This is a genomic window from uncultured Sphingomonas sp. (assembly GCF_964244265.1).
Lineage (GTDB): Bacteria > Pseudomonadota > Alphaproteobacteria > Sphingomonadales > Sphingomonadaceae > Sphingomonas.
In genome coordinates, this window is record NZ_CAXTHV010000001.1 from 48822 (window position 1) to 72694 (window position 23873).

General features: G+C 69.7%; 18 protein-coding genes. 3 read left to right on the plus strand and 15 right to left on the minus strand.

All coding sequences use genetic code 11. The features are described from left to right. Window positions 1-7: 7 nt before the first annotated feature. From ACFE7K_RS00330 to ACFE7K_RS00385, 12 genes are all read right to left on the minus strand, one after another. Window positions 8-1888, minus strand: a complete 1881-nt coding sequence (locus ACFE7K_RS00330; RefSeq protein ID WP_375396157.1) for an XrtA/PEP-CTERM system amidotransferase — start codon at window positions 1886-1888, stop codon at window positions 8-10. A 35-nt stretch (window positions 1889-1923) separates the two neighbouring features. Next, complete coding sequence (xrtA, locus tag ACFE7K_RS00335) at window positions 1924-3462, minus strand: exosortase A (RefSeq protein WP_375396158.1); 1539 nt, start codon at window positions 3460-3462, stop codon at window positions 1924-1926. After that, a complete protein-coding gene (locus tag ACFE7K_RS00340; protein WP_375396159.1) occupies window positions 3459-4664 on the minus strand; it encodes a TIGR03087 family PEP-CTERM/XrtA system glycosyltransferase in 1206 nt (401 codons plus the stop codon). The genes xrtA and ACFE7K_RS00340 overlap by 4 nt, the downstream gene beginning before the upstream one ends. A gap of 3 nt (window positions 4665-4667) precedes the next feature. After that, the gene (locus ACFE7K_RS00345; protein WP_375396160.1) at window positions 4668-5741 is read right to left on the minus strand and encodes a FemAB family XrtA/PEP-CTERM system-associated protein; all 1074 of its coding nucleotides are present in this window, start codon (window positions 5739-5741) and stop codon (window positions 4668-4670) included. After that, complete coding sequence (locus ACFE7K_RS00350; protein ID WP_375396161.1) at window positions 5738-6568, minus strand: XrtA system polysaccharide deacetylase; 831 nt, start codon at window positions 6566-6568, stop codon at window positions 5738-5740. The genes ACFE7K_RS00345 and ACFE7K_RS00350 overlap by 4 nt, the downstream gene beginning before the upstream one ends. A 26-nt stretch (window positions 6569-6594) precedes the next feature. Next, on the minus strand, window positions 6595-7620 hold the full coding sequence (locus tag ACFE7K_RS00355) for an ExeA family protein (protein WP_375396162.1): 1026 nt from the start codon (window positions 7618-7620) through the stop codon (window positions 6595-6597). 35 nt (window positions 7621-7655) lie between these two features. Further along, complete coding sequence (locus ACFE7K_RS00360; protein WP_375396278.1) at window positions 7656-9248, minus strand: hypothetical protein; 1593 nt, start codon at window positions 9246-9248, stop codon at window positions 7656-7658. A 2-nt stretch (window positions 9249-9250) separates the two neighbouring features. After that, window positions 9251-10171, minus strand: a complete 921-nt coding sequence (locus ACFE7K_RS00365; RefSeq protein WP_375396163.1) for an AAA family ATPase — start codon at window positions 10169-10171, stop codon at window positions 9251-9253. Continuing rightward, window positions 10168-11688 (minus strand): XrtA system polysaccharide chain length determinant, encoded by a 1521-nt coding sequence (locus tag ACFE7K_RS00370; RefSeq protein ID WP_375396164.1) that lies wholly within the window; start codon window positions 11686-11688, stop codon window positions 10168-10170. The genes ACFE7K_RS00365 and ACFE7K_RS00370 overlap by 4 nt, the downstream gene beginning before the upstream one ends. A gap of 14 nt (window positions 11689-11702) precedes the next feature. Beyond that, window positions 11703-12305, minus strand: a complete 603-nt coding sequence (locus ACFE7K_RS00375; protein WP_375396165.1) for an XrtA/PEP-CTERM system exopolysaccharide export protein — start codon at window positions 12303-12305, stop codon at window positions 11703-11705. Between the two features lie 183 nt (window positions 12306-12488). Beyond that, window positions 12489-13712: a pyridoxal-dependent decarboxylase, exosortase A system-associated gene (locus ACFE7K_RS00380; protein WP_375396166.1), complete on the minus strand. Its 1224-nt coding sequence runs from the start codon at window positions 13710-13712 to the stop codon at window positions 12489-12491. Next, a complete protein-coding gene (locus ACFE7K_RS00385; protein WP_375396167.1) occupies window positions 13709-15199 on the minus strand; it encodes an AMP-binding protein in 1491 nt (496 codons plus the stop codon). The genes ACFE7K_RS00380 and ACFE7K_RS00385 overlap by 4 nt, the downstream gene beginning before the upstream one ends. Before the next feature lie 146 nt (window positions 15200-15345). Between ACFE7K_RS00385 and ACFE7K_RS00390 the strand changes: the two genes are divergently transcribed. Genes ACFE7K_RS00390 through ACFE7K_RS00400 form a run of 3 tightly spaced genes read left to right on the plus strand, consistent with a single transcriptional unit; the run spans window position 15346 to window position 17075 of the window. Beyond that, entirely contained in the window at window positions 15346-15615 is a 270-nt protein-coding gene (locus ACFE7K_RS00390; RefSeq protein WP_375396168.1) for an acyl carrier protein, read from the plus strand. Window positions 15616-15627: 12 nt separating this feature from the next. Beyond that, on the plus strand, window positions 15628-16305 hold the full coding sequence (locus ACFE7K_RS00395; protein ID WP_375396169.1) for a hypothetical protein: 678 nt from the start codon (window positions 15628-15630) through the stop codon (window positions 16303-16305). Then, on the plus strand, window positions 16293-17075 hold the full coding sequence (locus tag ACFE7K_RS00400; RefSeq protein ID WP_375396170.1) for a hydrolase 1, exosortase A system-associated: 783 nt from the start codon (window positions 16293-16295) through the stop codon (window positions 17073-17075). Before ACFE7K_RS00395 ends, ACFE7K_RS00400 begins: the two co-directional genes overlap by 13 nt. A gap of 22 nt (window positions 17076-17097) precedes the next feature. On the opposite strand, the gene trxA is transcribed toward ACFE7K_RS00400, so the two are convergent. The 3 genes from trxA to addB all read right to left on the minus strand — a co-directional run bounded on the left by trxA (window position 17098) and on the right by addB (window position 23869). Continuing rightward, window positions 17098-17421, minus strand: coding sequence for a thioredoxin (gene trxA, locus ACFE7K_RS00405; protein ID WP_375396171.1), 324 nt, complete (start codon window positions 17419-17421; stop codon window positions 17098-17100). A 66-nt stretch (window positions 17422-17487) separates the two neighbouring features. Further along, window positions 17488-20922: a double-strand break repair helicase AddA gene (gene addA / locus ACFE7K_RS00410; RefSeq protein WP_375396172.1), complete on the minus strand. Its 3435-nt coding sequence runs from the start codon at window positions 20920-20922 to the stop codon at window positions 17488-17490. Beyond that, window positions 20903-23869, minus strand: a complete 2967-nt coding sequence (addB, locus tag ACFE7K_RS00415; protein WP_375396173.1) for a double-strand break repair protein AddB — start codon at window positions 23867-23869, stop codon at window positions 20903-20905. The genes addA and addB overlap by 20 nt, the downstream gene beginning before the upstream one ends. Between the last annotated feature and the right edge of the window lie 4 nt (window positions 23870-23873).

Genomic DNA, 23873 nt, shown 5'->3' on the forward strand with positions numbered 1-23873 from the left:
AATGTACCTACCCGAACAGGCGCGCGAGGCTGCGGTCGAGCATCACCAGCTGCCACAAGGTCCGGCCATGCTCGGCGCGGCCGGTACGGTGATCTTCCGCCAAGGCCGCGATGGCGTGTGCGTCAAAGCGTTCGAGCAGCCGCGGCGACCTCGCCAGCGCGCCTGCCTCGCCGGCCAGGGGTCCGCGGAACCACGCGCCGATCGGGGTGACGAACCCCATCTTGGGCCGATAGAGGATGTCGCGCGGCAGATACCGCTCCATCGCCTTCTTCATCAGCCATTTGCCGTGTCCGCGCCGGATACGCATCGCCACCGGGAGGGTCGCGGCGAATTCGAGCAGCTTATAGTCGAGCAACGGCTCGCGCGCCTCCAGGCCGACCGCCATGCTGGTGCGATCGACCTTGGTCAGGATGTCCCCCGGCAGCCAATGCCGGAGATCGGCATATTGCGCGCGGTCGAGCGCGTCGCGCGCGGGGGCGTCGCGCATCGTGGCGACATAGCGATGCTCGGCCCGGTGGCCGTCGAGCGCGGCCCATGCGGCGGGCGTGAACAGGCGCGCGCGCACCGCCGGCGTGGTGACGCCGACCGATCGCGCATAAGCGGTCGCGCCATCGTCAGCGAGGGCCAGCAGCGTGGTCTTGGCGCGCAGCGCACGCGGCGCCCAGTCGGCCTTGGGATAAAGGCGGCCCGCCGCCCCGAACACGCGCGGCGCAAGACTGCCGGGCAGCATGGAGCGTACCCGTTCCTCGGTTGCCTGGAAGCGATAGCGGCGATAGCCGGCAAACGCCTCGTCCGCCCCGTCCCCCGACAGGGCGACCGTCACCGTCTCGCGCGCCAGTTCGCACACGCGGAACGTCGCCAGCGCGGAGGCATCGGCAAAGGGCTCGTCGAACGCCGCGGTCAGCCGGTCGATCAGTGCGAAATCGTCGGCCGCGACGGTCCGCTCGCGGTGATCGGTGTGGTAGCGCCGGGCGATTGCGGCGGCATAAGCGCGCTCGTCATGCCCGGCTTCCTCAAAGCCGATGGTAGAGGTCCGGACCGCGCCCGACGACGCCTCGGCCATCAGCGCGACCACCGCCGAGCTGTCGACCCCGCCCGACAGGAACGCGCCGAGCGGGACGTCCGACACCATCCTGAGCCGGACCGCGCGGCGCAGGCGATCGACCAGCTCGGCCCCGAGGTCCGCCGCCGATCCGCGTGCGCGGCGGGTGAAGTCCAGGTCCCACCAGCGACGCGGCGGCGGCACCGGCCGTCCGCGTTCGAGCAGCAGGAAGTGCGCGGCGGGCAGCTTCCTGACGCCCGCGACCAGGCAGGTGTCGTCGGGCACATAGCCCAGCCCCATGAAATCCTCGATCGCGCGCGCATCGGGCGAGCGCCGCAACAGCGGGTGCGCGAGCAGCCCCTTCAGTTCGGAGGCGAAGGCGACCGACCCGTCGGACAATTCGACATAATGAAGCGGTTTCACCCCCAGCCGGTCGCGCGCGAGGAACAGGCATTGCCGCCCGGCATCGTGCAGCGCAAAGGCGAACATGCCGTTCAACCGGTCGAGCATGGCCGGCCCCCAGGCGCGCCAGCCGTGGAGCAGCACCTCGGTATCGCCGTCGGTCGCGAACCGCGCGCCCAGCGCCTGCAAGTCGGCGCGGACCTCGGCAAAGTTGTAGATCTCGCCGTTATAGGTGACGGTCAGGTCGCCGTTGTGCATCGGCTGCGGACTGCCGGCGACGTCGATGATCGCGAGGCGGCGGTGGCCGAGGCCGACGCCCGGCGCGGTCCATACGCCCGCTCCGTCGGGGCCGCGATGCGCCAGCGCGTCGGCCATGGCGAGCACGCGTAAGCGCTCGACGGGCTTGGGCGTGCCCGGGTGGAACAGCCCGGCAATGCCGCACATCCTAGTAAGCCATGCCGGCTAGTAAGCCATGCCGGTCAGTCCGCCATGCCCGCGCTGCGGTCGGCCAGGCGGTCGATCGAGCCCAACGCCGCGACGAACCGCGCCATCGCCATGCGTGGATCGCGCCCGGGTAGTGCCTCGGCCGAAACGTGCACGGCGACCGCGCGCTGGGGCCCGCCGAACAGGCGCGCCTTCAACGTCTCGATCTTCACCATCCGGGGGTCGGCGGTCGTCATGTCGGCGATGCGATACCATGTCGCGACCTGGCGCTCCACCGGGCCGGCGGCGGTGATCCGGACGATTCCGGCGCCGAAAAGGGCGGGCCGGTCGTCGACCTTTACCCAGCGATCGTCCTCGCGCACCACGCCGATGCCGAAGCCGACCAGCTCACGCCCCTCGCGCTGGTCGCCATAGACCGCGACCGACAGGTCGACCGCATCGCCGGCGGCGTCGACATAGCGGCCCAGCAGGTAATGATCGGCGCCGGGATAATAAGGCGCCCATGGTGCGCGCGTGCTGATCGGCGCGCGGGTCCAGCCGGCGATTTGCGGCAGGTCGATCCGCGCGGGCAATTGCTGCGTCCGGCCGGCGATGCCGGCGGACCAGGCCGAAAAGAGCGCGGCCAGCGCCAGCGCCAGCGCGCCCGCGACGATCGGATCGAGCCGCCACCGGATCGGGCGGCGCAATCGTTCGGGATCGAACGCCGGCGCATCGGGCGCGCGGTCGAACCAGCGCCAGCCGATCGCCATCACCCCGGCCATCACCAGCCCGAAGAACACCCAGCCATAAACGACATGGTCGAGGCCCGTCGCCTGCTCGACGCTGGTCAGCCACGCCGCCCAGATCGTCCCGAACGCGCGCAGGCCGTTGGCGATGACCGGCACGACCAGCGCCATCGCCAGGAACGCCACGCGGCGCGGCCATGTGCGATAGCAGACATTGGCGACGAGAACGCCGTAAGCGAACATCGCGATCACGAACTTGGCACCCGAACAGGCCTCGGCGACCTCGAAATACATCGGGCCCGCCGTGATCAGCACGCCGTCGACCGTCGCCGGCACGCCGACCAGGTGAAGCAGGTGCATCGCGATCCACACCGTCGCGTCCTGCAGCGGCGGCTCCAGCCCCTCGCCGAACGGTATCAGGAAGAATGCATATCCCAGCGGAAACAGCAGTCCGCGGGCGACATTGGGACCGAGCAGTGTAACCACGATGCCCTGGAGCATCATCACCAGCCCGAAATGCCGCGCCAGCGCCACCCCAGCGGCGTCCCCGACCAGCCAGCCAGAGCCGCCAATGGCGACGATCGCCAGACCCGGCGCCCAGCCCTGCGGCGTCAATCGCGCCAGCTCGCGCCGCCGCTGCCACACCAGCCAGCCGATCACCGGTGCGACGAACAGGCAATGGCCAAAGGTCGTGCTGGTCCAGTAAATCTGCGACAGCGCCGCGCTGTCGCGCGCGAACAGCAGCAGGATGAGGACAGCGACCACCGCCAGTGTCGCCAGCGGCCGGCGCCATGCCGGGACGATCGTCCAGCCCTCCCGCGTGGCGGCCGTGGCGACGGACGGCGTCATGCCGCCGACCGTGCCGGACAGGCAACGCCGTGCCCGAGGAGCGCGTCGAGCGGGGCGAGCCGCGCGTTCCAGCCATAACGGGCGACTACCTGCCGCCGCGCCGCCGCGCCCATTCCGGCCGAGCCCGCCGGGTCGGCGAGCACGCGATTGACCGCGTCGGCCAGCCCGGCGGCATCGGCACCGACCAGGATCGTGCCGTCATGGTCGATGCCCTCGGCCGCGGCCCTGCTGGCGACCACCGGTCGCGCCATCGCCATCGCCTCCAGCACCTTGTTCTGGACGCCGCGCGCGACCTTCAGCGGAGCCACCACGCATGCCGCCGCCGCCAGCCAGCCGCGCACATCGGCCACCTCGCCGGTCACCTCGATCCCCGGTCGCGTGCCCAGCGCGCGCACCGCCGCGCCGGGGTTGCGGCCGACGATCGCGAACCGCGCCGCGGCGAAACGCGCGCGGACCTGCGGCAGGATCGCGTCGGCGAACCACGTCACGCCGGCGACGTTGGGCCGATAATCCATCTGGCCGGTGAACACGATCAGCGGGCCGACGCCGGCGACCGGCATGACCCCGACAGGATCGTAGAGATCGGCGTCGATGCCGTTTTCGACGACATGGACGTTGGCGGCGCCGGTATGCTGGCGGAACAGCGCCGCCTCCGTCGCGCTTACCAGCAATGCGGCGTCGACCTGCCCCGCTATTTGGCGCTCGAACGCCTGGAGCAGCCGCGCCTCACGGCGCATCAGCCACGCCATCAGTCCGTTGGATTCGGCGGCATAATCGGCGAACTTGGCCGAATCCATGTCGACGAAATCCATGATTACGCGGCCGCCGGCGCGCGGCGGCAGATATTGCGCCATCTGCCCCGAAAAGACGTAGATCGTGTCGATCGTCTCGCGCGTCAGCACGCGGTCGACCGCGGCGCGCATTTCCCGATGATCGAACGCGGTCAGCGACATCGGCTGACGTTGGATCAATGCCTCGCCAAGCGCGGTCAGGCGCGCCTTTTCCCGCCGCACGATCGTCGGATCGGACGCCAGGCCGGTCGGTCGCTTTCCACAATCCATATCGCGGGGGTCGTCGGCGAACGCGACCAGGTGGACGCGCGCCCGCGCCGCCAGGAATTTCAGGACATGATGGCCGCGGATCTTGTCCCCGCGATCGGGCGGGAACGGCACGCGGTGTGCCAGGAACAGGATGTCGCCCATGGCTCAGCCCAGGCCTTTGGCGATCACCGGCCCCAGGAAATTGGCGACGACCAGCGGCAGCTTCTTCCATAGCGCCACCTGCAGGCGGTATCTGGGGCTGAGCGGATTGATCTCGCGCGGCGCCTCGCCCGCCGCCACACGCCGGGCATAATACAGGGGCGCCGGATCGAAGCCCCAGCTCTTCTTGTATGCCGCGACCCCGGTGCCGGCCTTCGACCGGCCGAAATCGTACCGGGTCATGCCGCGGCCACGCGCGTGGCGCATGATCTCGTAATAGACGCGGTCATTGGCCTTCAGCATCCGCGCCGCCTTGGTGCCGCCACCCCAGAACGGATGGACGATGCCGTTCATGTAGAGGTTGAAGACGCTCGCCTCGGGCCTGCCCCGGTGGCTGATCGTGACGACGTCGGCGTCCTCGCCGAATTCGCGCGCGATTTCATGGAACAATCGCCGTGGAAATACCGGTGTGCCCAGATTGCGGACCGATTGGGCGAAGACGGCGTAATGCAGCGCCAGGTCGGCGGGCTTATTCCCGATCGTCACCTGGAAGTCGGCGGCGAGCGCCTTGCGGACTTCGGCGCGCTGCTTCCTGGGGACGGCGAGCAATTCGGCCTCGTCGTCCCCGGCCAGGTCGCGGGCAAAGCCCAGATAGGTATGCGCGTCGATCAGCCAGCCTTCCCCCGGCGCCGGACCGCCCCGCATTTCCAGGCTCGGGCAGCCGAGCTTCGTTGCCAGCGCCCAGCCCGCTTCGGCCAGCGCCGTCGCGACGTCGTCGCGGCTGGTCAGGATGCCGCCGTCGACCGCGAAGCCGGCCGAGACCAACGCCCTGCCGAACAATGCCGAGCGGACCTCGGTGAGCGGGAGTATGCCCGCCAGTTCGCCATCGGCCTGTTCGGCGACCAGATAATGCGACCGCTGGCCGCAGGCGCGCGCGACCCCCGCGCTCCAGCCCGGCAAATGGAACGGCGTCGCATGCGGCTGGCGGCGGACGAACGCCTCGATCCGCGCGCGGTCCCGACTATCCTTCAGGTCGGCGACATTGATCGCGACCGGGCGGGCGACCAGCGGCATTGTCATCCCAGCCGCGCCGCCTCGATGGCGGCGATCGCGTCGATCCGGCCCCAGCAATGGTTGGCGACCAGCATGCGCAGCTTGCCCGCCATCGCCCCCAGCCGGCTGTAATGGCGCAGCCGTGACCGGAGCGGCGCGCGCGCGACGCGGGGCTGGCCGGGATCGACCTCCCACGGGTGGAAATAGAAGATCGCCGGGCGCCCCTCGTCGGCATTGGCGCGCCGTATCGCGCGGTTGGTGATTGCCGCCGGCAACATCCGGAAAAAACCCCCGCCGGTCACGATGCTGCGCCCGGCAACCCGCGCCAGCGTGATCGGCAGCTCGATCAGCGCGGCGCCGTCGACCGGGCGCCAGGGGACGCGCGGCGCCGCGGCCCAGCCATAATGGTCGTGCGCGATCGGCGCGACGCTGGACGAATAGACATAGCCTTGCTCGGCCAGGATATCGTGCGCCCAGGGCGTCCGCTGGTCGATCGAGAAGCTCGGCGCGCGATAGCCGGTAACCTTCTGCCCCGCGGCATCCTCCAGCGCGGCGCGCGCGCGGGCGATGTCGGCGCGGAACGCCTCCGGCGTCATCGTGAACACGCGAACATGGTCCCAGCCGTGGCTGGCTACCTCATGCCCGGCATCGGCGATCCGGCGGATCAGCGCGGGGTGCCGCTGGGCGACCCAGCCCAGCGTGAAGAACGTCGCCCTGGTGCCCGTTTCGGCGAACAGGTCGAGCACCGCACCAATATTATCCTCGACACGGCTGGCCAGCCCGTCCCAATCGGCCCGATCGATCACGTTTTCGAAAGCGCCGACCTGAAACCATTCCTCGACATCGACCGACATGCCGTTGGTCAAGGGGCGCCGCTGGTTCACGCCGCGCGATTGCCGCGCAGCGCGCGCGCATCCTCGCCCTCGATCCAGTCGACCAGCAACGTCAATACGCGACGCAGCGCCGCATCCTGCTGGTCCTGCCGCGCCTCGATCATGGCCAGCCGCGCCGGCGCCTCGGATGTCTCGGGAACGATGGCGGCGGCGATGGCGGCGGGGGCGGCGGGGGCGGCAGCCGGCTCGGTCGTGACCGGCAGGTCGGCGGCGATGTCGGCGATCACCGCCTCGACGAGGGCGCCGTCGATCACGTCACGCCCCTCGATCGCGCCCTGAAGCAAGACGCGCCCGGCCAGCTGGTTGAGCAGCCGCGGCACACCGCCGGACCCGCGATGCAGCGCCTGGCAGGCGCCGGCGGTAAAGCCCGGCCGCCCCTGCCACCCGGCCAGTGCCAGACGATGGCCGATATAGGGCGCGACTTCGTCGGGGCCCATCGGATCGAGATGGTGGACGGCGATGATCCGCTGGCGCAGCTGCTCCAGCCGGTCCGAGCCTTGGAGCGCGGCGCGGAATTCGGGCTGGCCGAGCAGGAAGATTTGCAGCAGCGCCTGGCCGCCCGCCTGGAAATTGGACAGCATCCGCAATTCTTCCAGCGCCTCGATCGCCAGCGCCTGCGCCTCGTCGACGATCAGCAGCGTGCGGCGGCCCGATCGCGCGACGGCGTGCAGCCCGCGCTCGATCGCGACCAGCAACTGCGCCTTGGTCATGCCGCTGCCGTCAACCTCCAGCCCGTCCGCAACCATCCGCAGCAGGTCGTCGGCACCAAGCTGAGTCGAGGCCAGCCGGACGACGTGCAGCCGATCGCGATCGATCGTCGCCATCAGATGGCCGACCAAAATGGTCTTGCCCGCGCCGACATCTCCGGTGATGACGATGAACCCTTCGCCCAGGTGCAGCCCATAGCCCAGATAGGCCATCGCCTTCCGGTGCGTGGCGGTGTCGAACCAGAATGCCGGATCGGGGGTCAGCGCGAACGGCCGCGCGGTCAATCCATAATGATCTTCGTCCATATCCACCCTCCCCGCTGGGTCCGCCGCTTGCGCCTTCAGAACCGGTATCGTGCCCCGACCAGCGCCTGGGCGGAAACCTGGTCGTCCGCCCCCTCCTGGCTGAAACTGTATATCCCGGCCGACAGCGTCGTCGCCAGCCGACCGAAATTGCGATAATAGGAACCCGTCGCGCCGATGCTGTAGATGCCGGGCGCGAGGCCGCTGTCATAGTAATTGCCGAACAGATCGGCGCTGATCCCGGCATTGGCGCCAACGGGCGTCGAGAAGAACGCCTGCGCGTAATAGCTGTCGTCGCTGACGCCGTCGATCGTGAAGCCGGGGCCGCCGGTGCCGTAGAAGCGCCGGTCGGCATAGCCTGCGCCGATCCCCAGCACGGTCTGGCCGCGAGTCTTGGTCAGCACCGCATCGACGCCGCGCGCGCGGTAGGTCGCGGTCGACACCGACTGGAATACCGAATTGAGGCACGCTCCCGACGCCCCGCCCCCGGCGGTGCCGAACGTGCAGCCGTTGAACCGCTGCGCCAGCAGGTCGCGGGTGTTGACGAACGTGTCGGGCAGCGATCGGATGCCGTCGCGCAACTGGCGTCCGAACGTCTCGATCCCGTCATATACGCCGATCCGCAGCCCGATATCGGGTCGCGGCGCGTAGTTCAACGAGGCGGTATATCTGATCGACCCATACCCCCGCCCCACCCGCCCCTCCAACATGGTGCGCGGGCTCGGCCGCCACACGATGCCGGCATCGTAGATCAGGCCGTCGGTGCGATAAGCGATGCGGCGCGGCGAGGCGGGGTCGGTCGCGAACCGCCCACGCCCGTCGACGACCGGCTGGCCGTCGGCGTCGAGCAACGGATCGCGCGCACCCGATTCGATTTTTTCATAACCGACGCCTCCCTCTATCGCAACGGTTCGCGCGACCGGCAGCACGAGATCGAGGCGGACGAACCTGCCGATATAAAGTTGGTCGAGCTGCCCGGCATCCTCGCGTTCCCAGGCCGCGCTCAGCGTTGCGCCGAACGGCGCGATCGTGTTGGCGGCAAAGCCGGCGGTAGCGGTCGCGACTTGGGTCGTGGAATCGTCGAAACGATCAAGCGGCGTGCCGGCTAGTCCCGACGTTGAGTAACCCGGCGACGTCACCTTGGTGTAGCCGAACTGGTAGGAAGCGCCGAGCTTGATCGGACCGTTGCCGGTCGTCAGGGCGGGACCGACATAGGCCGAATAGACGTTGCTGACGTTGCGGTCGGTGCCGTTGAAGAATACCGGCGCCCCGCCGCGGATGTCGCTGCGGGTGCGGGTGGCGAGCGCGCCGCCCCCGATCGTCAGGCCGGGGGCAAGCGCGACTTGCGCGCTTGCCACGCCGGTCAGGATGTCGGCGTCGGCGGCTTTGCGGTCCCAGGCGATCTGCCGTTCATACCGCGCGGAAATGCTGACGCTGGTGCGCCGCGACTGGATCGACGCGTCGATCCCCGCCGCGACCGAGGTATAGGTAAGCACGTCGCCGGACTGGACGTCGGCGGTAAGCACCTGGCTTAATTCGATATAGGGCTGGATTGCCGTCGCGCGATCACGCGCCACGGCGGGCGCGACCGCCGCCATCTCCAGCGCCGCCGCGACGATCGCCGCCGCCATCCTCACCGGCTATCCTCGAGCCCGTAATAGCCCCCCAGCCGATTACCGCGCGGCGCCAGCGCCACCTTGTTGAGCAGCAGCTGGATCCGGTCGCAGCCGTCGAGCAGCTGGACCGCCTCGCGCAGTTCGCCTTCCGCCGTGTGATCGGCGCGCACCACCAGCATGACCTGACCGACCTGCAGCGCCAGTACCGACGCCGGCGATGCTGCCAAGGCCGGCGGCGAATCGAAGACGATGATCCGGTGTGGATCGGCCGCCAGCAGCTCGGCGATCAATTCGCGAGTGCGGTCGCTCGCCGCCAATTCGGTATCGCTGGTCGACTTGCCGCCAGCGGGCAGCAGGCTGAGCTGGGGAATGTCGGTTGCGACGACGCATTGTTCGATCGCAAGGCGCGGGTCGGCGATCGCGTCGAGCAGTCCCGGACCATCCTCTACCCCCAGCCGCGCCATGACGTCGGGCTTGGCGAAATCTGCGTCGACCAGCAGGACGCGTGTATCGCGCTCGGCCGCCATCGATATGGCGAGATTGATCGCGCAATAGGTCTTGCCCTCTTGCGCCCCGGGCGAACAGACCAGGATCGTCCGCGCCTTGGCGGGATTCGTGGCGGCCATTGCCCGCGCCGCCAGCAGCAACTGGCGCTTGGCCAGCCGGAATTCCTCCGCTTGGGCGCCGATCGCCGCGCCCGGAACCAGCAAACCGTTCTGCTCCAGCAGCGCGCGATCGATCGCAACACTGCGCCTACCCATGGGCAGGCGTTCGCCAGAAACCGGCGGCGTGGGCGCGGTAGGCACCGGAGCGGGAGGCGCCGGACGCCGCTCTTCGGGAATCCCATCGGGCACCCTGGCGCGCAGAGGCGCGCTGTAGCCGTAGATTGCCGCGGCGCGCTCGATCAGCGTGCCGCCATTCGGTCTGGCCTGGGTCATGCCGCCAGGCTCCGCATGATCATCTCCAGGCCGAGCAGCCCGGCATAAGCGAGCCCCAGCCCGCCCGCACCCCCGGCAAAGGCGGTGCGCAGCCGCCGACGCTGCCACGCCGCCGCCGCCGGCACCGTCTCGCTGATCGATCCGATTACCGGCATGCCGGTCGCCTTTTCGAGCCGCGCGGCGGTCGCGAAGGTCGTGCGCAGCTGCGCCAGCGCAAAAGCGGCGCCGATGCCGGCCGCCACGGCGGCGATCAGCACGCCGGTCAACAGCAGCGGGCGATTGGGCGAGGCCGGCGCGCGCGGCGCGGTCGGCGGGTCGATCACGCGGAACTTGATCGAATCGGTCCGCGCCTGCGCTTGCGCCTGGACCCCGACCTGTTCGCGATCGCTGAGCAGCTTGTCATACTGGTCCTTGAGGACCTGATAGTCACGTTCGATCTGCCCCTGTTCGGCGGCGACCGCGGGATCGCCGTTCAGCTTTACAGTCAGGGCGTTCATGTCGGCTTGGAGCTGCGCCTTGCGTGCGGACAGCGCCGCGACCTGGGCCTGCTTGTCGGCCTGGATCGAGCGCAGCGAAAGGTAGACCGGATTGGACGCTGCCCCCCCCGCACCGCCGGTAACCGGCTCGCCTGCCGCCGCGGCCCGCGCAGCGGCGAGCTGGCTCCTGAGCGCGATGACGTCGGGATGGCTGTCGGTATAGCCCCTGGCCCGGGCGTCGGCGAGCTGGCCTTCTATCGCTGCCAACCGCGCGCGCGCCGGTCCGACTCCGATCGCGGCACCGGCGAGGCCGGGCATTGTCGGCGGCGTGCCGGCCATCTGGCCGTTGACCGCCGCAAGGCTGCTCTGCGCTGCCGCAAGCTGGCTGTCGACATCGGCTATCTGCGACCGCGCGGTGCTCATCCGATCCGGTAGCGAGCCCGTACCGGGGAGCGAGCCGAGATACTGTGTCTGGAACGCCGCGCGCTTGGCATCGGCGTCCTGCAACCGCTTCTGGAGCTGGTCGAGCTGGTCGTCGAGGAAGCGCAATGTCGATTGCGTGTCGTTGCGATCGCCCGACAGATTCTCCTCGACGAAGATCGCGATCAGCTTCTGGACGATCTGCGCGGCCAGCTTGGGGCTTGCTGCGCTCGCAGTGATCTCGATGAGGTTGTCCTGCTGGGCAACGATCTTGATCGATTGCGCCAGCCCGGCCACGCGCTCGGCGATCGTCGCCGGCGTCGTCGCGCTGGTGGCCAGGTCGGTGCCGCGCACGACCTTTTCCAGGTTGACCGCGCTGGTCAGCGTCTGGCGAATGGTGTCGAGGTCGCGCTGCTGGTCGGCCGGGCTGATGCCGATCCGCGACGGCAGGACGCTGCCCATCTGAACGAACACGCGCGCCTTGCTTTCATAGCGATTGGGTATCTGGCTGACGACCAGCCAGCCGAGGATTGCCACCGTCCATGCCACCGCCAGCGCCAGCCAGCGACGATTCCAGACCGCATGGAGCGCCAGCCTGGCCTCGTCATAGATACCGTTCATCCGCGATACGTCCTTCAGAACATCGATTCGGGGATGATGATGACGTCGCCCGGCTCCAGCCGGACATTGGCGGACGAGTTGCCGTCCTTCAGGAGTTTGCCGATCTTGATACCATATTCGTGCTGCTTGCCCGTCGCGCGGTCATAGCGAACCAGCCGCGCGCGGTTGCCGGCCGCATATTGGTTAAGTCCGCCGACCGCGATCATCGCATCGAGCAGGGTCATGTTGGCGCGATAGGGGATCGACGCCGGTTTTTCGGTGGCGCCGACGATACGAACCTGCTGGCTGTAGGTGCCCTGGAAGTTCTCGACGATGACCGAGACGATCGGGTCCTTGATATAGGTCGACAGCGCGACCTTCATGTCGTCCGCCAGCATCGCCGGGGTCTTGCCGACCGCGGGCATGTCGTTGATCAACGGCGTGGTGATGCGACCGTCGGGTCGCACCTGAACCTTCGCCGACAATTCGGGGTTGCGCCAGACGAACACGTTCAACTGGTCGAGGGGCCCGATCACATATTCCTCGCCCGGCTGTTCGCGCGTCGCGACGAAGCTAGCGGGCGGCAGTTCGGGCCGGCCGCCGCCACCCGCACATCCGCCGAGAGCGGTCGCGCTCATACCGGCACCTATCAAGCCATGCGACAGCTTGCGAAAAAGCATTTCGGCCCTCCCACCATGCGCGGTTGATGCCGGCAGCGTCGGTCCGGCAGGCGCATGATTTCACGTCCGGCCATGAGACCATGGGGGTAAAGATAGCGTTAGGATTGTCCGTGGCGCCCCGGCCCGACGTGCAGGACCCGCCTACCCGCCGACCAGTAGCTCCCGAGGCAACGGATGACCCAGGAACGCGGTGGGGCTGGCCGACAGCCCATAGGCGCCAGCCATGAACACTGCGATGACGTCACCGGGACCGGCGACCGGCAACTCGACCTGATCCGCCAGCCGGTCGAGCGGGGTACATAGGGGTCCCGCCACACTGACAGTTTCGGTCGGCGCCCCGACGGTGGCGGTCGCCACCGCCACCGGATAGTTGCGCCGCACCACCGTCCCCAGATTGCCGGTCGCCGCAAGCTGATGATTGAGCCCGCCGTCGCAGATCAGGAAGACCTCGCCCCGGCTCTCCTTGCGCTCGATCACGCGGGTCAGATACACACCTGACTCGCCGACCAGCCAGCGGCCGAGCTCGATTGCGAAACGCGCATCGGCCAGCTCGGGAGGGAGACCGGCGAGGCGCTCGCGCAGTGCCACGCCGATACCCTCGACGGCGATCGGCTCTTCGCCAGAGAAATAGGGAATACCGAACCCACCGCCGAGATTGATGAGCGGTGGCGTCATGCCGGCATCGCCGGCCAGCCGCGCGGCGAGGGTCAGCGTGGCGGCGTGACTGTCGATGATCGCGGCGGCGTCGAGCGCCTGCGATCCGGCGAAGATATGCAGCCCTCGCCACGCCGCCCCGGCCGCCGCGATCCGCCGCGCCAGCGCCGGGACCTCGCCCGGCTCGACTCCGAACGGCGAAGCGCGGCCGCCCATCCGCATGCCCGATCCGCGCAGTTCGAACTCGGGATTGACCCGGATCGCAAGGCGCGGCGTAATCCCCAGCCGCTGTCCCTGCGCCAGCGCACGATCAGCTTCGGCGGATGATTCGAGGTTGATCGTCACTCCGGCCGCGATCGCCGCAGCGAGCTCGTCGTCGCGCTTTCCCGGCCCGGCGAAGCTCATCCGGTGCGGGTCCATCGCCGTTCGCGCGAGGGCCAGCTCGCCCGCGGAGGCGAGGTCGAAGCCGTCGACCAGCCCCGCCATCGCCTGGAGCAACGCGGGATACGGGTTGGCCTTTACCGCATAATGCAGGTCGATTCCCGGAAATGCCGCGCGGAACCGGGCGACCCGCGCGGCAATGACTGTCATATCATAAACGAATAGCGGCGTGTCACCGGCCTGCTCGATCCAGTGATCGACAAATCGCCCGGCGATTGCCAGCGGCCACAGGTGACTGAAATCCGCCGGTATCGCGCCGATCGGCTTCATGCCATCACCTCCCGCCGGAGCAAGGCGCGGTCGAGCTTGCCATTGGCGTTGCGCGGCAGATCGGGGCGCCAGTCATAACGATGCGGCTGCATGAAGCCGGGCAGATCATGCCGCAAGCGATCGCGCAACGCCTCCTCGGTACTGCCGTCGCCGCGTGCGATCACCAGGATCGCCTGCCCCAGCGCCGGGTCGGGCACGCCGAGCGCGATCGCCTCGGTGGTTTCCGGGCCGGCGGCGACTGCTTGCTCGATCTCGGTCGGACTGATCCGGTTACCGGCGGACTTGATCATCTCGTCGTCGCGCCCGATGAACCGCAGCAGGCCGTCAGCGTCCTCGACCACGGTGTCGCCCGACCATATGGCCACGCCGCCGGCCGCCGACCAGGCCGGCGCGGGGCGAAAGCGCTGCGCGGTTCGCTCGGGGTCGCGCCAATAGCCCTGTGCGACCAGCGGCCCGGCATGGACCAGCTCGCCGGGCTCGCCCGGCGCGGCGCGGGCGCCGTCGGGACGAACCACCATGATGTCCGCGAACGGGATTGCGCGGCCCATCGACTCGGGATGATCGACGATCAGCGCCGGATCGAGCCAGGTCGACCGGAACGCCTCGGTCAAGCCATACATCGCCACGATGTCGCACGCGAACCGCTCACCCAATCGCGCGACCAAACGCGGAGTTAAAGCGCCACCTGAATTAGTTATTCTTTTCACATGGCTTAAGTCGATATCCTGCGTATCGCTATCAAGCAGGCGATGCCATAGGGGCGGGACGCCAGCCAGCGTCGTGATCCCCTCACGCTCGATCGCGCGATAGACGTCGCGCGGCACCAGGAAGTCGAGCGGTACGACGCAGCCGCCGGCGCGCCAGGTCGACAGCAGCTGGTTCTGGCCATAGTCGAAACTGAGCGGCAGCACCGCCAGCGTGCGATCCTGGCGCGCCAGTCCCAGATAATGCGCGACGCTGACCGCGCCCAGCCAGAGATTGGCGTGGCTGAGCATCACGCCCTTGGGCAGGCCGGTCGAGCCCGAAGTGTACACGAGCGCGACCAGAGCATCGGGATCGGCCGACGAGGGCGGCATCGCCTTGCCCTCGCCGGCGGCGCTCGCGATGGCGCAATCGCCCGGTACATCGTCCGGCGCCAGCAAGGCCGCACGCGCCGGCTGGGTGAGCAGCAGCCGCGCCCCGCTGTCGGCCAGGATGTGCGCGACCTGAAGCGGCTTGAGCAGCGGGTTGATCGGGACATGGACCAGCCCCGCGCGCGGAGCCGAAAGCGGCATCAGGCACGCGGCACGCGTCTTGGGCAGCCATGTCGCCACCCGGTCGCCCGGCGCCAGCCGATGCTCGCGCAGCCAGCCCGCCAGCCGCCCCACCGCATCGTTCAGGGCGGCAAAGGTCAGGTCGCCTTCGCGCGTTCGCAGCGCGACATCGTCGGCGCGGCCGCAGGACGGCAGATGGTCGATGGGACGGGGCTGGGGATCGAGCGCAACCATGCCGCCTGTTAACCGCGCCCGCGCCAACCCCCAAGCGCCCTTCCCAATTTCCCCGACTCGCTCTAGATCCACGTACGTGGAAACGGCACCGGCTCTGGTTCAGCTTCCTGAACCGGATTCTCAAAGCCGCGAATGGGGACTACGGAATGAGGCCCGCCGGGGCGATCGAGGTCGATGCCGCCGTGCGCGCGGTGCTGCGCGACATGCTGGGGCTCAGCGAGGCGCGGGTCGCGGCCTTTGACGAGACGACGCCGTTGTTCGGCGCGCTTCCCGAACTGGATTCGATGGCGGTTGCCGGTATCCTGACTGAACTCGAGGATCGGCTGGGCATGCTGATCGAGGATGACGAGGTAAATGGCGCGATGCTCGAGACATTCGGGGCGCTGTCACGGTTCGCGCGGTCGAAGGTGGCATGACCGGGTGGCTGCTTGATCGATCATTATGATTGGGCGGGCGGGCGCGAGGCGATGCTCCGCTTCGGACCCGCGCACGGCCCGATCGTGGTCGTCGCCATGCCGCTGTTCGAGGAAGCGAACCGGACACGGACCTTTGTCGTCGGATTGTGCCGGCACCTCGCCGGTCGCGGCATTGCCAGCGTCCTTCCCGATTTACCGGGCACCGGAGAGAGCCTGGTCGAGACGTGCGACGCCCGTCTCGCCGACTGGTGCGCTGCGTTCGGCGCGCTGATCACCGAGCTGGCGGCGACACGCGCCGTCCATGTCGCGGCGATCCGTTCCGGCGCGCTGGTCGACGGCTCGTTCCGCCCGACCTCGCGCTGGTATTTCGCGCCGGTCGACGGAGAGGAACTGGTACGCGGCCTGCTGCGCGTAAGACTGATTGCCGGAGGAGCGGGGGACATCGATCCTCCCGGACAGCCGGTCGAATTTGGCGGCAATCTGATATCGCGCGGGATGATCGGCGCGTTGCGCGTAGCGACCCTGTGCGACGCGGGCCGGACCGTTCGTATCGACAGCGACCCCCGGGCCGCCGACGTCAAGCTGCCCGGCGCCGCTTTGTGGCGGCGCAGCGAGCCGGGCGACGATCCCGCGCTCGCCGCCCTGCTCGCCGACGACATTGCGGGATGGATCGCCACATGCGCCGGCTGATTGCTTTTTCCTGTGAGAAGGAAACGCTGATCGGATCGCTCGACGAGGGTTCGGGCACGACGGGGCTGCTCATCGTGTCCGGCGGCAACGAGATCCGCATCGGCGCGCATCGCGGCATGGCATTGCTGGCGGCGCGGCTGGCGGCGGGAAACATTCCGGTATTCCGCTTCGACCGGCGTGGGATCGGCGAATCGACGGGCGCCAATGCAGGCTATGGCGGCAGCGCTCCCGATATCGCGGCGGCTGCGGCAGCGTTCCGTGCGGCGGCGCCGCACGTCGCCCGGCTGGTCGGGTTCGGCAATTGCGACGCGGCGACAGCGCTTGCCCTGTTCCACCACGATGCCGGTATCGACGCACTGGTGCTCGCCAATCCATGGGTCGGTGACGAGCCCGATGCGCTCCCTCCCGCCGCGGCGATCCGTGCGCGTTATGTGCGGCGGTTGGGCGATCCACGCCAATGGCTGCGACTAATCAGCGGTGCAATCGATATCGGCAAGCTGGCCAAGGGTTTGCGCAAGGTGGTTGTGACCCGACGCGAAGTCACCAATCTGGTGGCCGGTCGCATGGCGGGCACAATAGCGACGACGCCATGCACGATCCTGCTCGCTTCCGGCGACAATGGCGCCATGCGCTTTGCCCAGGCGTGGCGCGGCGTCGGCCCGATCGAGCGCCGCGACAGCGACAGCCACAGCTTCGCACGTCCCGGCGACGGCGACTGGCTGACAGAAAAGATCAAACGGGCGATTTCAATGGAGAATATCGCGCATTAAGCTGACCGTTCGTCCTGACCTATCAACCGAGCTCGCCCTCCAGCCAGGCCTTCAGCCGGCTTTTGGGCTCGGCGCCCACCTTGGTCGCTGCGGGGCTGCCGCCCTTGAACAGGATCATCGTCGGGATGCCGCGCACGCCGTATCGCGCCGGGGCGTCGGGATGATCGTCGATGTTGAGCTTGACGATCGTCACCTGCTCGCCGAGTTCCTCGGAAATCTCCTCCAGGCTCGGCCCGATCATCTTGCACGGGCCGCACCATTCCGCCCAGAAATCGACCAGCACCGGTTTTTCGGCGTTGATCACGTCGTCGTGAAAGCTGGCGTCGGTGATCTTCTTGGTCGGCATGGCGGTTCTCCTGATACTCGAAATCGAATGTAGGTCGCGGGGCGCCCTCGCTCAACGGCACGATCGCTAGCTTTGTTGCGCGTCGGCAAAGTGCGGCTTGTGCGCCGCCAGAAGGTCGGCGCCGAGCACGAACAGGCGCGGTCCGGCAGTGTAGAGCAACGCCGCCGCGATCGATCGACCGGGAAAGATTGCCCCGAGGGCAGCGGCATAAGCGGCCATTTGCCGCAAATGAAAGGCGGGGATGGCGTCGGCCGATTGCGGCACCGACCGCCCGGTCTTGAAGTCGACGACGAGCACGCGATCGGGCGCGACGACCAGGCGGTCGACCGTACCGGCCACCACCTGCCCGCCCGCGATCACCGCCGAGATCGGCGCCTCACCAAGCGATTCCGGACCGAACAAGTCGGCATGCGCGGGATCGTCGATCACCGCCAGCACGGTCGCGATCATCTCGGCGCGGTTCGCGGCATCGGTCACGCCGCCGACACGCTCCAGCCAGCGATCGGCGGCGGCGCCGCGGCCGGCCGCGGCGATCGCGGGAAGCCGCTCGAACAGCGCATGGATCAGCCGCCCGCGCTCGGCGGCGGCGCGCATCGCCGGGGTCGGCGGTGGATCGGCGACATCGTCGTCGCCCAGCTGCGACGGCGCCAGCGGGCGCGGCGGGCGGGCCTCGACCGGCGCGGGCCGCCTTGCCCAATCGGGCAGCGCCGCCGGCGCCGCACCCGACGCCGCCGCGTGACGGGCAGCCCGGACGGGACGTTCGGCATGCGTGCCGGCAAAGCTGCGGCGGACCGCGCCCTCGCCGTCCGCGCCGAGGCCGGCCAGCGCGGCGTCGGCAAGGGCATACCAGCTGTTCGCCGGCGCCTCGCCCTTGGCCCTCGGCCCCAGCGCGCCGGCAATTTCCAGCCGCTCCTCGGCACGGGTCGCGGCGACGTAGAATAACCGCCAATGCTCGGCCAGCTCGCGCCGGTCGGCGAGCGTCACCGCCTCCGCCAGCGGACCCGACCGCTCGGCGCGGGTCGGACGGAAGATCGGCAGCGTGAGGCCGGGTTCGGGAACCCAGTCCATCGTCGATCGCGGCCGCATTTCGGGATCGGCGGTGGCGTCGGCCAGCAGCACCAACGGCGCCTGCAATCCCTTGGCGCCATGCGCGGTCATCACCCGCACCGCGTCAAGCGGCTGCGACGGATCGCGCACGATCTCGACCTCGCCGCGATCGAACCAGTCGAGGAAGCCCTGTAGCGACGGCGTCGCCACCCGCGTAAAATCGAGCGCGGCATTGAGCAATTCGTCGATCGGGTCGCGCACTTCCCGTCCCAGCCGCCGGATCAGCTTGCGCCGCCCGTCGAGCGGCCCGGTCAGCAATTCCTCCAGGAACGTATAGGGCGTCGCGAAATCGGCCCGCCTCAGCATCGCATCCAGCGGCGCCAGCCGGGGATCGGGCGTCGCGTTCAGCTGCGCCCACAGGCTGCCGCGCCGTCTGGCCGAGGCGACCGCCATCAAGTCGTCCTGGCTCCAGCCAAGCAGCGGCGACACCAGCAGGCCGGCGAGCGACAGGTCGTCATTGGGCTGGAGCACGAAACGCACCGCCGCCAGCAGGTCCTGTACCCCCAGCGGCGCCGTCAGCCGCAACCGGTCGACCCCCGCCACCGGCACGTTTTCGGCATGGAGCCGCGCGACGATCAGCGACGCCAGTTCGCCGCGCCGCTTGACCAGGATCATGATGTCCTCCGGCCGCAGGGCGCGCCCCTGGCTGTCGAGCATCAGCGGGTTCGCCGGATCGAGCCAGTCGCGCACCTGGCGCGCGATACGCGTGGCGTGGCTGCGCACCGCGTCGGCGATCCAGCCTTCCTCGCCCTCATCATCCTCCGCCGCGACCGTCGTCGGCTGCCACAACGTGACGCGTCCCGGTCCCTCGACCCGGCTGGCATGCGGTTCGATCGTGTCGATGTCGCCTAGGCCCGGCGGCGGCAACGCGGCAACCGCGGCATCGACGAATTCCAGGATGGGTCGCGTCGAGCGGAACGACGCGGTCAGCGACAGCCGCGCGAACGGCGGCGCCTCGCTGCCGTCCGGGCCCGCCGCAGCCCGCGCCCGCCCGCCGAAATCCTGCTCGGCGGCGGCGAAGAAGATCGGGTCGGTGCCCTGGAAACCGAAGATCGCCTGCTTGTGATCGCCGACCGTGAACAGCGTGCGGATGCGCTGGCCGCGAACGCCTTCGCCGGCGAAGAATTCCTCCGTCACCGCGCGGACGATCGCCCATTGCCGGGCGTTGGTGTCCTGCGCCTCGTCGATCAGGACGTGGTCGGTGGCCTGGTCGAGCTTGAAGCGCACCCAGTCCCCCATGCCCGGCTGGCGCAGCAGGTCGATCGTCGCGCGGATCAGATCGTCAAAATCCACCGCGCCGATCCGCTGCTTGGCGGCGCGATAGGCGGCGGCGTAATCGCGCCCGACGATCAACCCGTCGGCGAGCAGGTCGGCATAGGCGCCGCGCGCCTGCAACGCGAGCAGATCGGCGCAGCGCTCGCCGATCCGCGCGACCAGCTCGCCATGATCGGGGTCGATCGCCAGCAGCCTGGCCGACGCCTTGCGCGGCTCGCCCTTGGCCGTTCGCGCCAGCCCGACCAATGCCTCGATCAGCGCGGGGCGGGCATCGACGTCGGCCGACAACCAGCGCTCGGCGATATCGGCATGCTCGCCGCCGGTCGCGGTACCCCAGGCGCGGTTGGTCGCCGCGATCCGGCCAAGCGCCGCGTCGATCGCATCGTCGATGCAATGCGCCGCGATCGTCTCACGGATGTCGCCTGCCGGCAGGTCCAGCGCCCGCCTGACCCATGGCCGCACCCCCTCGCCCGCCGGCATCTGCGCCAGCGCGTCGGGCGCACGCGCGCAGGCTGCGAGGAACGCATCGGCGCCCCCTTCGCCCAGCCTCAGGCTGAGCGCGCCGACCGCACGGGTCGGCGCGGTCCGGCCCTCGCGCTCGGCATCGACCAGCATCCGGGCCAGCGCGTCGCGCGCCAGCGCCGCCTCCTCGCGCGCCTCCAGCGGCCGGAAGCCGGGGGTCAGCCCCGCCTCGACCGGAAAGGCGGTCAGCAGCGACTGGCAGAAGCCATGGATGGTCTGAAGGCGGAGGCCGGCGCCAGGGGCGTCGAGCACGCGCGCGAACAGCGTGCGCGCCCGGATCCGGAGCTCCGGCGATGGCATTTCCCCGAGCGCAATCAGATCCTTGCCCAAATGATCATCAGGCATCCGCACCCAAGCCGCCAACCTTGAGGAAATGCGTGCCGCCATCTCGTTGGCGCCGGCCTTGGTGAAGGTCAGGCACAATATCGAACCGGGATCGACCCCGGCCAGTAACAGGCGATAGACGCGCGCCGCCAGCACCTGGGTCTTGCCGGTGCCGGCCGACGCCGCCAGCCAGACGTGCGTACGCGGGTCGCTGGCGCGCGCCTGCGCGTCGACCATCGGGGGCAGCGCGCGATCAGCGCCGCTCACGGCCATACCATTCGTCACGACGCATCAGCTGGTCATAGTCGCCATATGGCGCATATTCGGGGCGCAGCTTGGCGGTGAACGGCGCGTCGCCGGTCAGCCAGGTCGCGGCGGCGGCGATGAAATTGTCGCGCGCCATCGCGGTGAAATCATCGGCCGGGATCGGATCGCGCTTCTTCAGGTCGTTGGGCGAATCGACATAGCCGAAGCCGCCCTGGCGGTTGCGCGCCAGCGACCAATATTCGAACGAGGCGGCGCGCCCCTCGATCCCGGCGAACCGTCCAGCCTCGGCGAGCATCCCGAGCAACCCGAGCTGGAGGCTGAACCCCGCGCGCACCGCGGCGATCGAAGGCGGCTGGCCGGTCTTGTAATCGACGATCGCCAGGCCCCCGCCGGGCAGGCGATCGATGCGGTCGAACGTGCCCGACAGCTCGACCCCGGCTATGTCCAGGACGCCGCTGCGCTCGACCGCCAGCATCCGCCGGCCGCCCGCGACATCCGCGGCGATGCGCCCGGCGATCCAGTCGATCGCCTCGACCAGCCGCGGCCCCCACAAGGCGCGGATCATCGGATGGGTGCGGACGTCGTCGAGCAGCGCCAGCGCGCGCGGCGCGAGCGAAACGGGGTCGCCGCCATCCTCGAACCAGCGCTGGAGGATGGCGTGGACCTGGGTGCCGCGCCATGCCGCGCTGGGCACCGCGTCAATCGCCTCGATCGCGTGCAGGCCGAGCATCCGCCGCGCGTAAAAGGCATAGGGATCGGCCTTCAGCCGGTCGACCTCGGTCACCGAAATGCGGCGCGGCCGGCGGTCGGCGGGCGGCGCCGGTGCCGGGCGGTCGGCGGGTTGGTGGGCGCGCGGATCGTCGAGCGCGACCGCCCAATTCTCGACCTCGCGCGCACGCTCGAACCGCTCGCCCGCCATCGCCGCCAGCCGCAGCCACAATCGCGAAGGCAAAGTCGGCGACCGCCCGTCGCGGCGCGCGCGAGTGATCAGCACGTCGGGCGCACCTAGGGCGTTGGCGAAGTCGTGCGCGGCGACGCCGATCCCGCGCTCCAGCCCCGGCAGTCCCAATTCGCTCCTGATGCGCGGCGCCAGCCACGGATCGGGCGCGGCGATGGTGGGCCAGATGCCTTCGTTCAGGGCACCAAGGACCATCAGATCGGCGGTCTGCAGCCGTGCTTCAATCAAGCCGTAAATGGCCAGCCGGGGATGCCCGCCCTGGGGAGGACGGACGGCAATTTCGGCCATCAGCAGGCGCAACAGCGGCGCGATGCTCGCAGGATCGGCGGTGGGCGGCCCGACGATCCCATGCGTTTCCAGTTGGGCGATCAGATCGGCCGCCGCGCGCCCCGCCGGTCCTGCCCACAGCATGTCCCCGCACAGTCGCTGGGCGGCGTCGCGCAACGCGGCGATCAGCGCGACCAGCGGCCGATCGCCTTCGGCAAAGGCCGCCGCCAGCGGATCTAGCAAGGCGCGGATCGTCGGCCAGGCCGATCGCGCGGCGGCGCGGATCGCCGCCTCGCGCACGCTCCCTTCTGCCAGATGCGCCTCGATCCCGTCCAGCCCGGGTGCTGGACGCGGCCCCCGCAGCGCGCGGTCGAGCGCGCGGACGCCGTCCAGCCAGGCGGCACGATCGCCGCCCGCCGCCAGCGGATGCTTGAGCAGCGCCAGCAATGCCAGCGGGGCGAAATCCTGCGCCGCCGCCTCCGCCAGCAGGATCAGCAGCGTGCCCGACGCACGGGTCGCCAGCGGCTGGCCGGCGGTGTCGTCGATCGCGATCCCCCAGCGCGCGCAATGCGCCGCGACGCGTTCGGCCAGCGCGCGGTCGGGGGTGACCAGCGCCGCCGTCCGCCCCGGCTGTTCCAGCACGCCGCGCAGCACCAGGGCGATGCCCTGCGCCTCGTCCGCCGGGGTTGCGAATTCGGCGGCGCGGATGCCAGCCAGACGGCGTTGATCGGCGTCCAGGCTGGTCCATTTGCCGGTGAAGTCGGCGGGCGCCAGGGCGTTAGCGATTGCCCGGCCCCGCGCCGGCGCCGCATCATGGTCGCTCCCGTCACGCCACGCGTGCACCTCGCCGCGCGCATGTCCCATCCGCGCCAGCAGCAACTTGGGCTGGAATTGCGGATGCGTTTCGATCGACCGCCTGGCGAGTCCGCCTGCTGGATCGGGATCGTGCGGGCCAAGTGCCGCCCATTCGTCGTCGGGCAAATCGACGCCCAGATCCTGGAACACCACCATGCCGCGCGGCAAGGCGGCGATGCAGCGCAGCAGGGCCGCCACCGCCGGCCCCGGGTCGGTGATGCCGGCCGCGCAGACGAACCCGGCGGGCGGCGCCCCACGCCATCGCGCCGCCAGCCGTTCCAGCATCTTCGTCCGCCGCGCCGGGGCGTCGAGCACGCCGATCCGCGCGCGCTCCATCCGCCAGCGATCGGTGACGGGGGCAAAGAGGTCGAGCGCGCGCCGCCAATGCTCGGACAATTCGGGCGCGACGTCTAGGTCGCGCAGCCTGGCCGGATCGACGCCCTCGACCAGCAGCTGATCGAGCGTGCGCGCCATCGCCCCAGCCAGCCGGACCGCTTCGTCGGCGGTGACCGGCTCGCCGCGCCGGGCGCGTTCCTCGCTCACCAGCCGCGCGAGGATCAGTCGGCGTTGCAGCGGCGCCGCCGCGGGCGGCAGCGGATCGGCATCGTCGATCGGATCGAACAGCGTGCCGGTCGCCTCGTCCAGCGCCGGGTCGCCGATCGTCACCAGCCGCGGCAGCACCAGCCCGCCGCCGCTGGCGCGCACGAACGCCTCCTGTATGGCGCGACGTCCGCGATTGTTGGGCAACAGCACCAGGCCGCCTGCCAGCGCCAGCACATCCCCGCCGTGCCGCCGCATCAGCCCGGCAACCAGTGCGTCGGCAAACGCGCGCCGCGCGGGGATGGTATAGAGGCCGACGCGCCGTTCAGGCATCGGC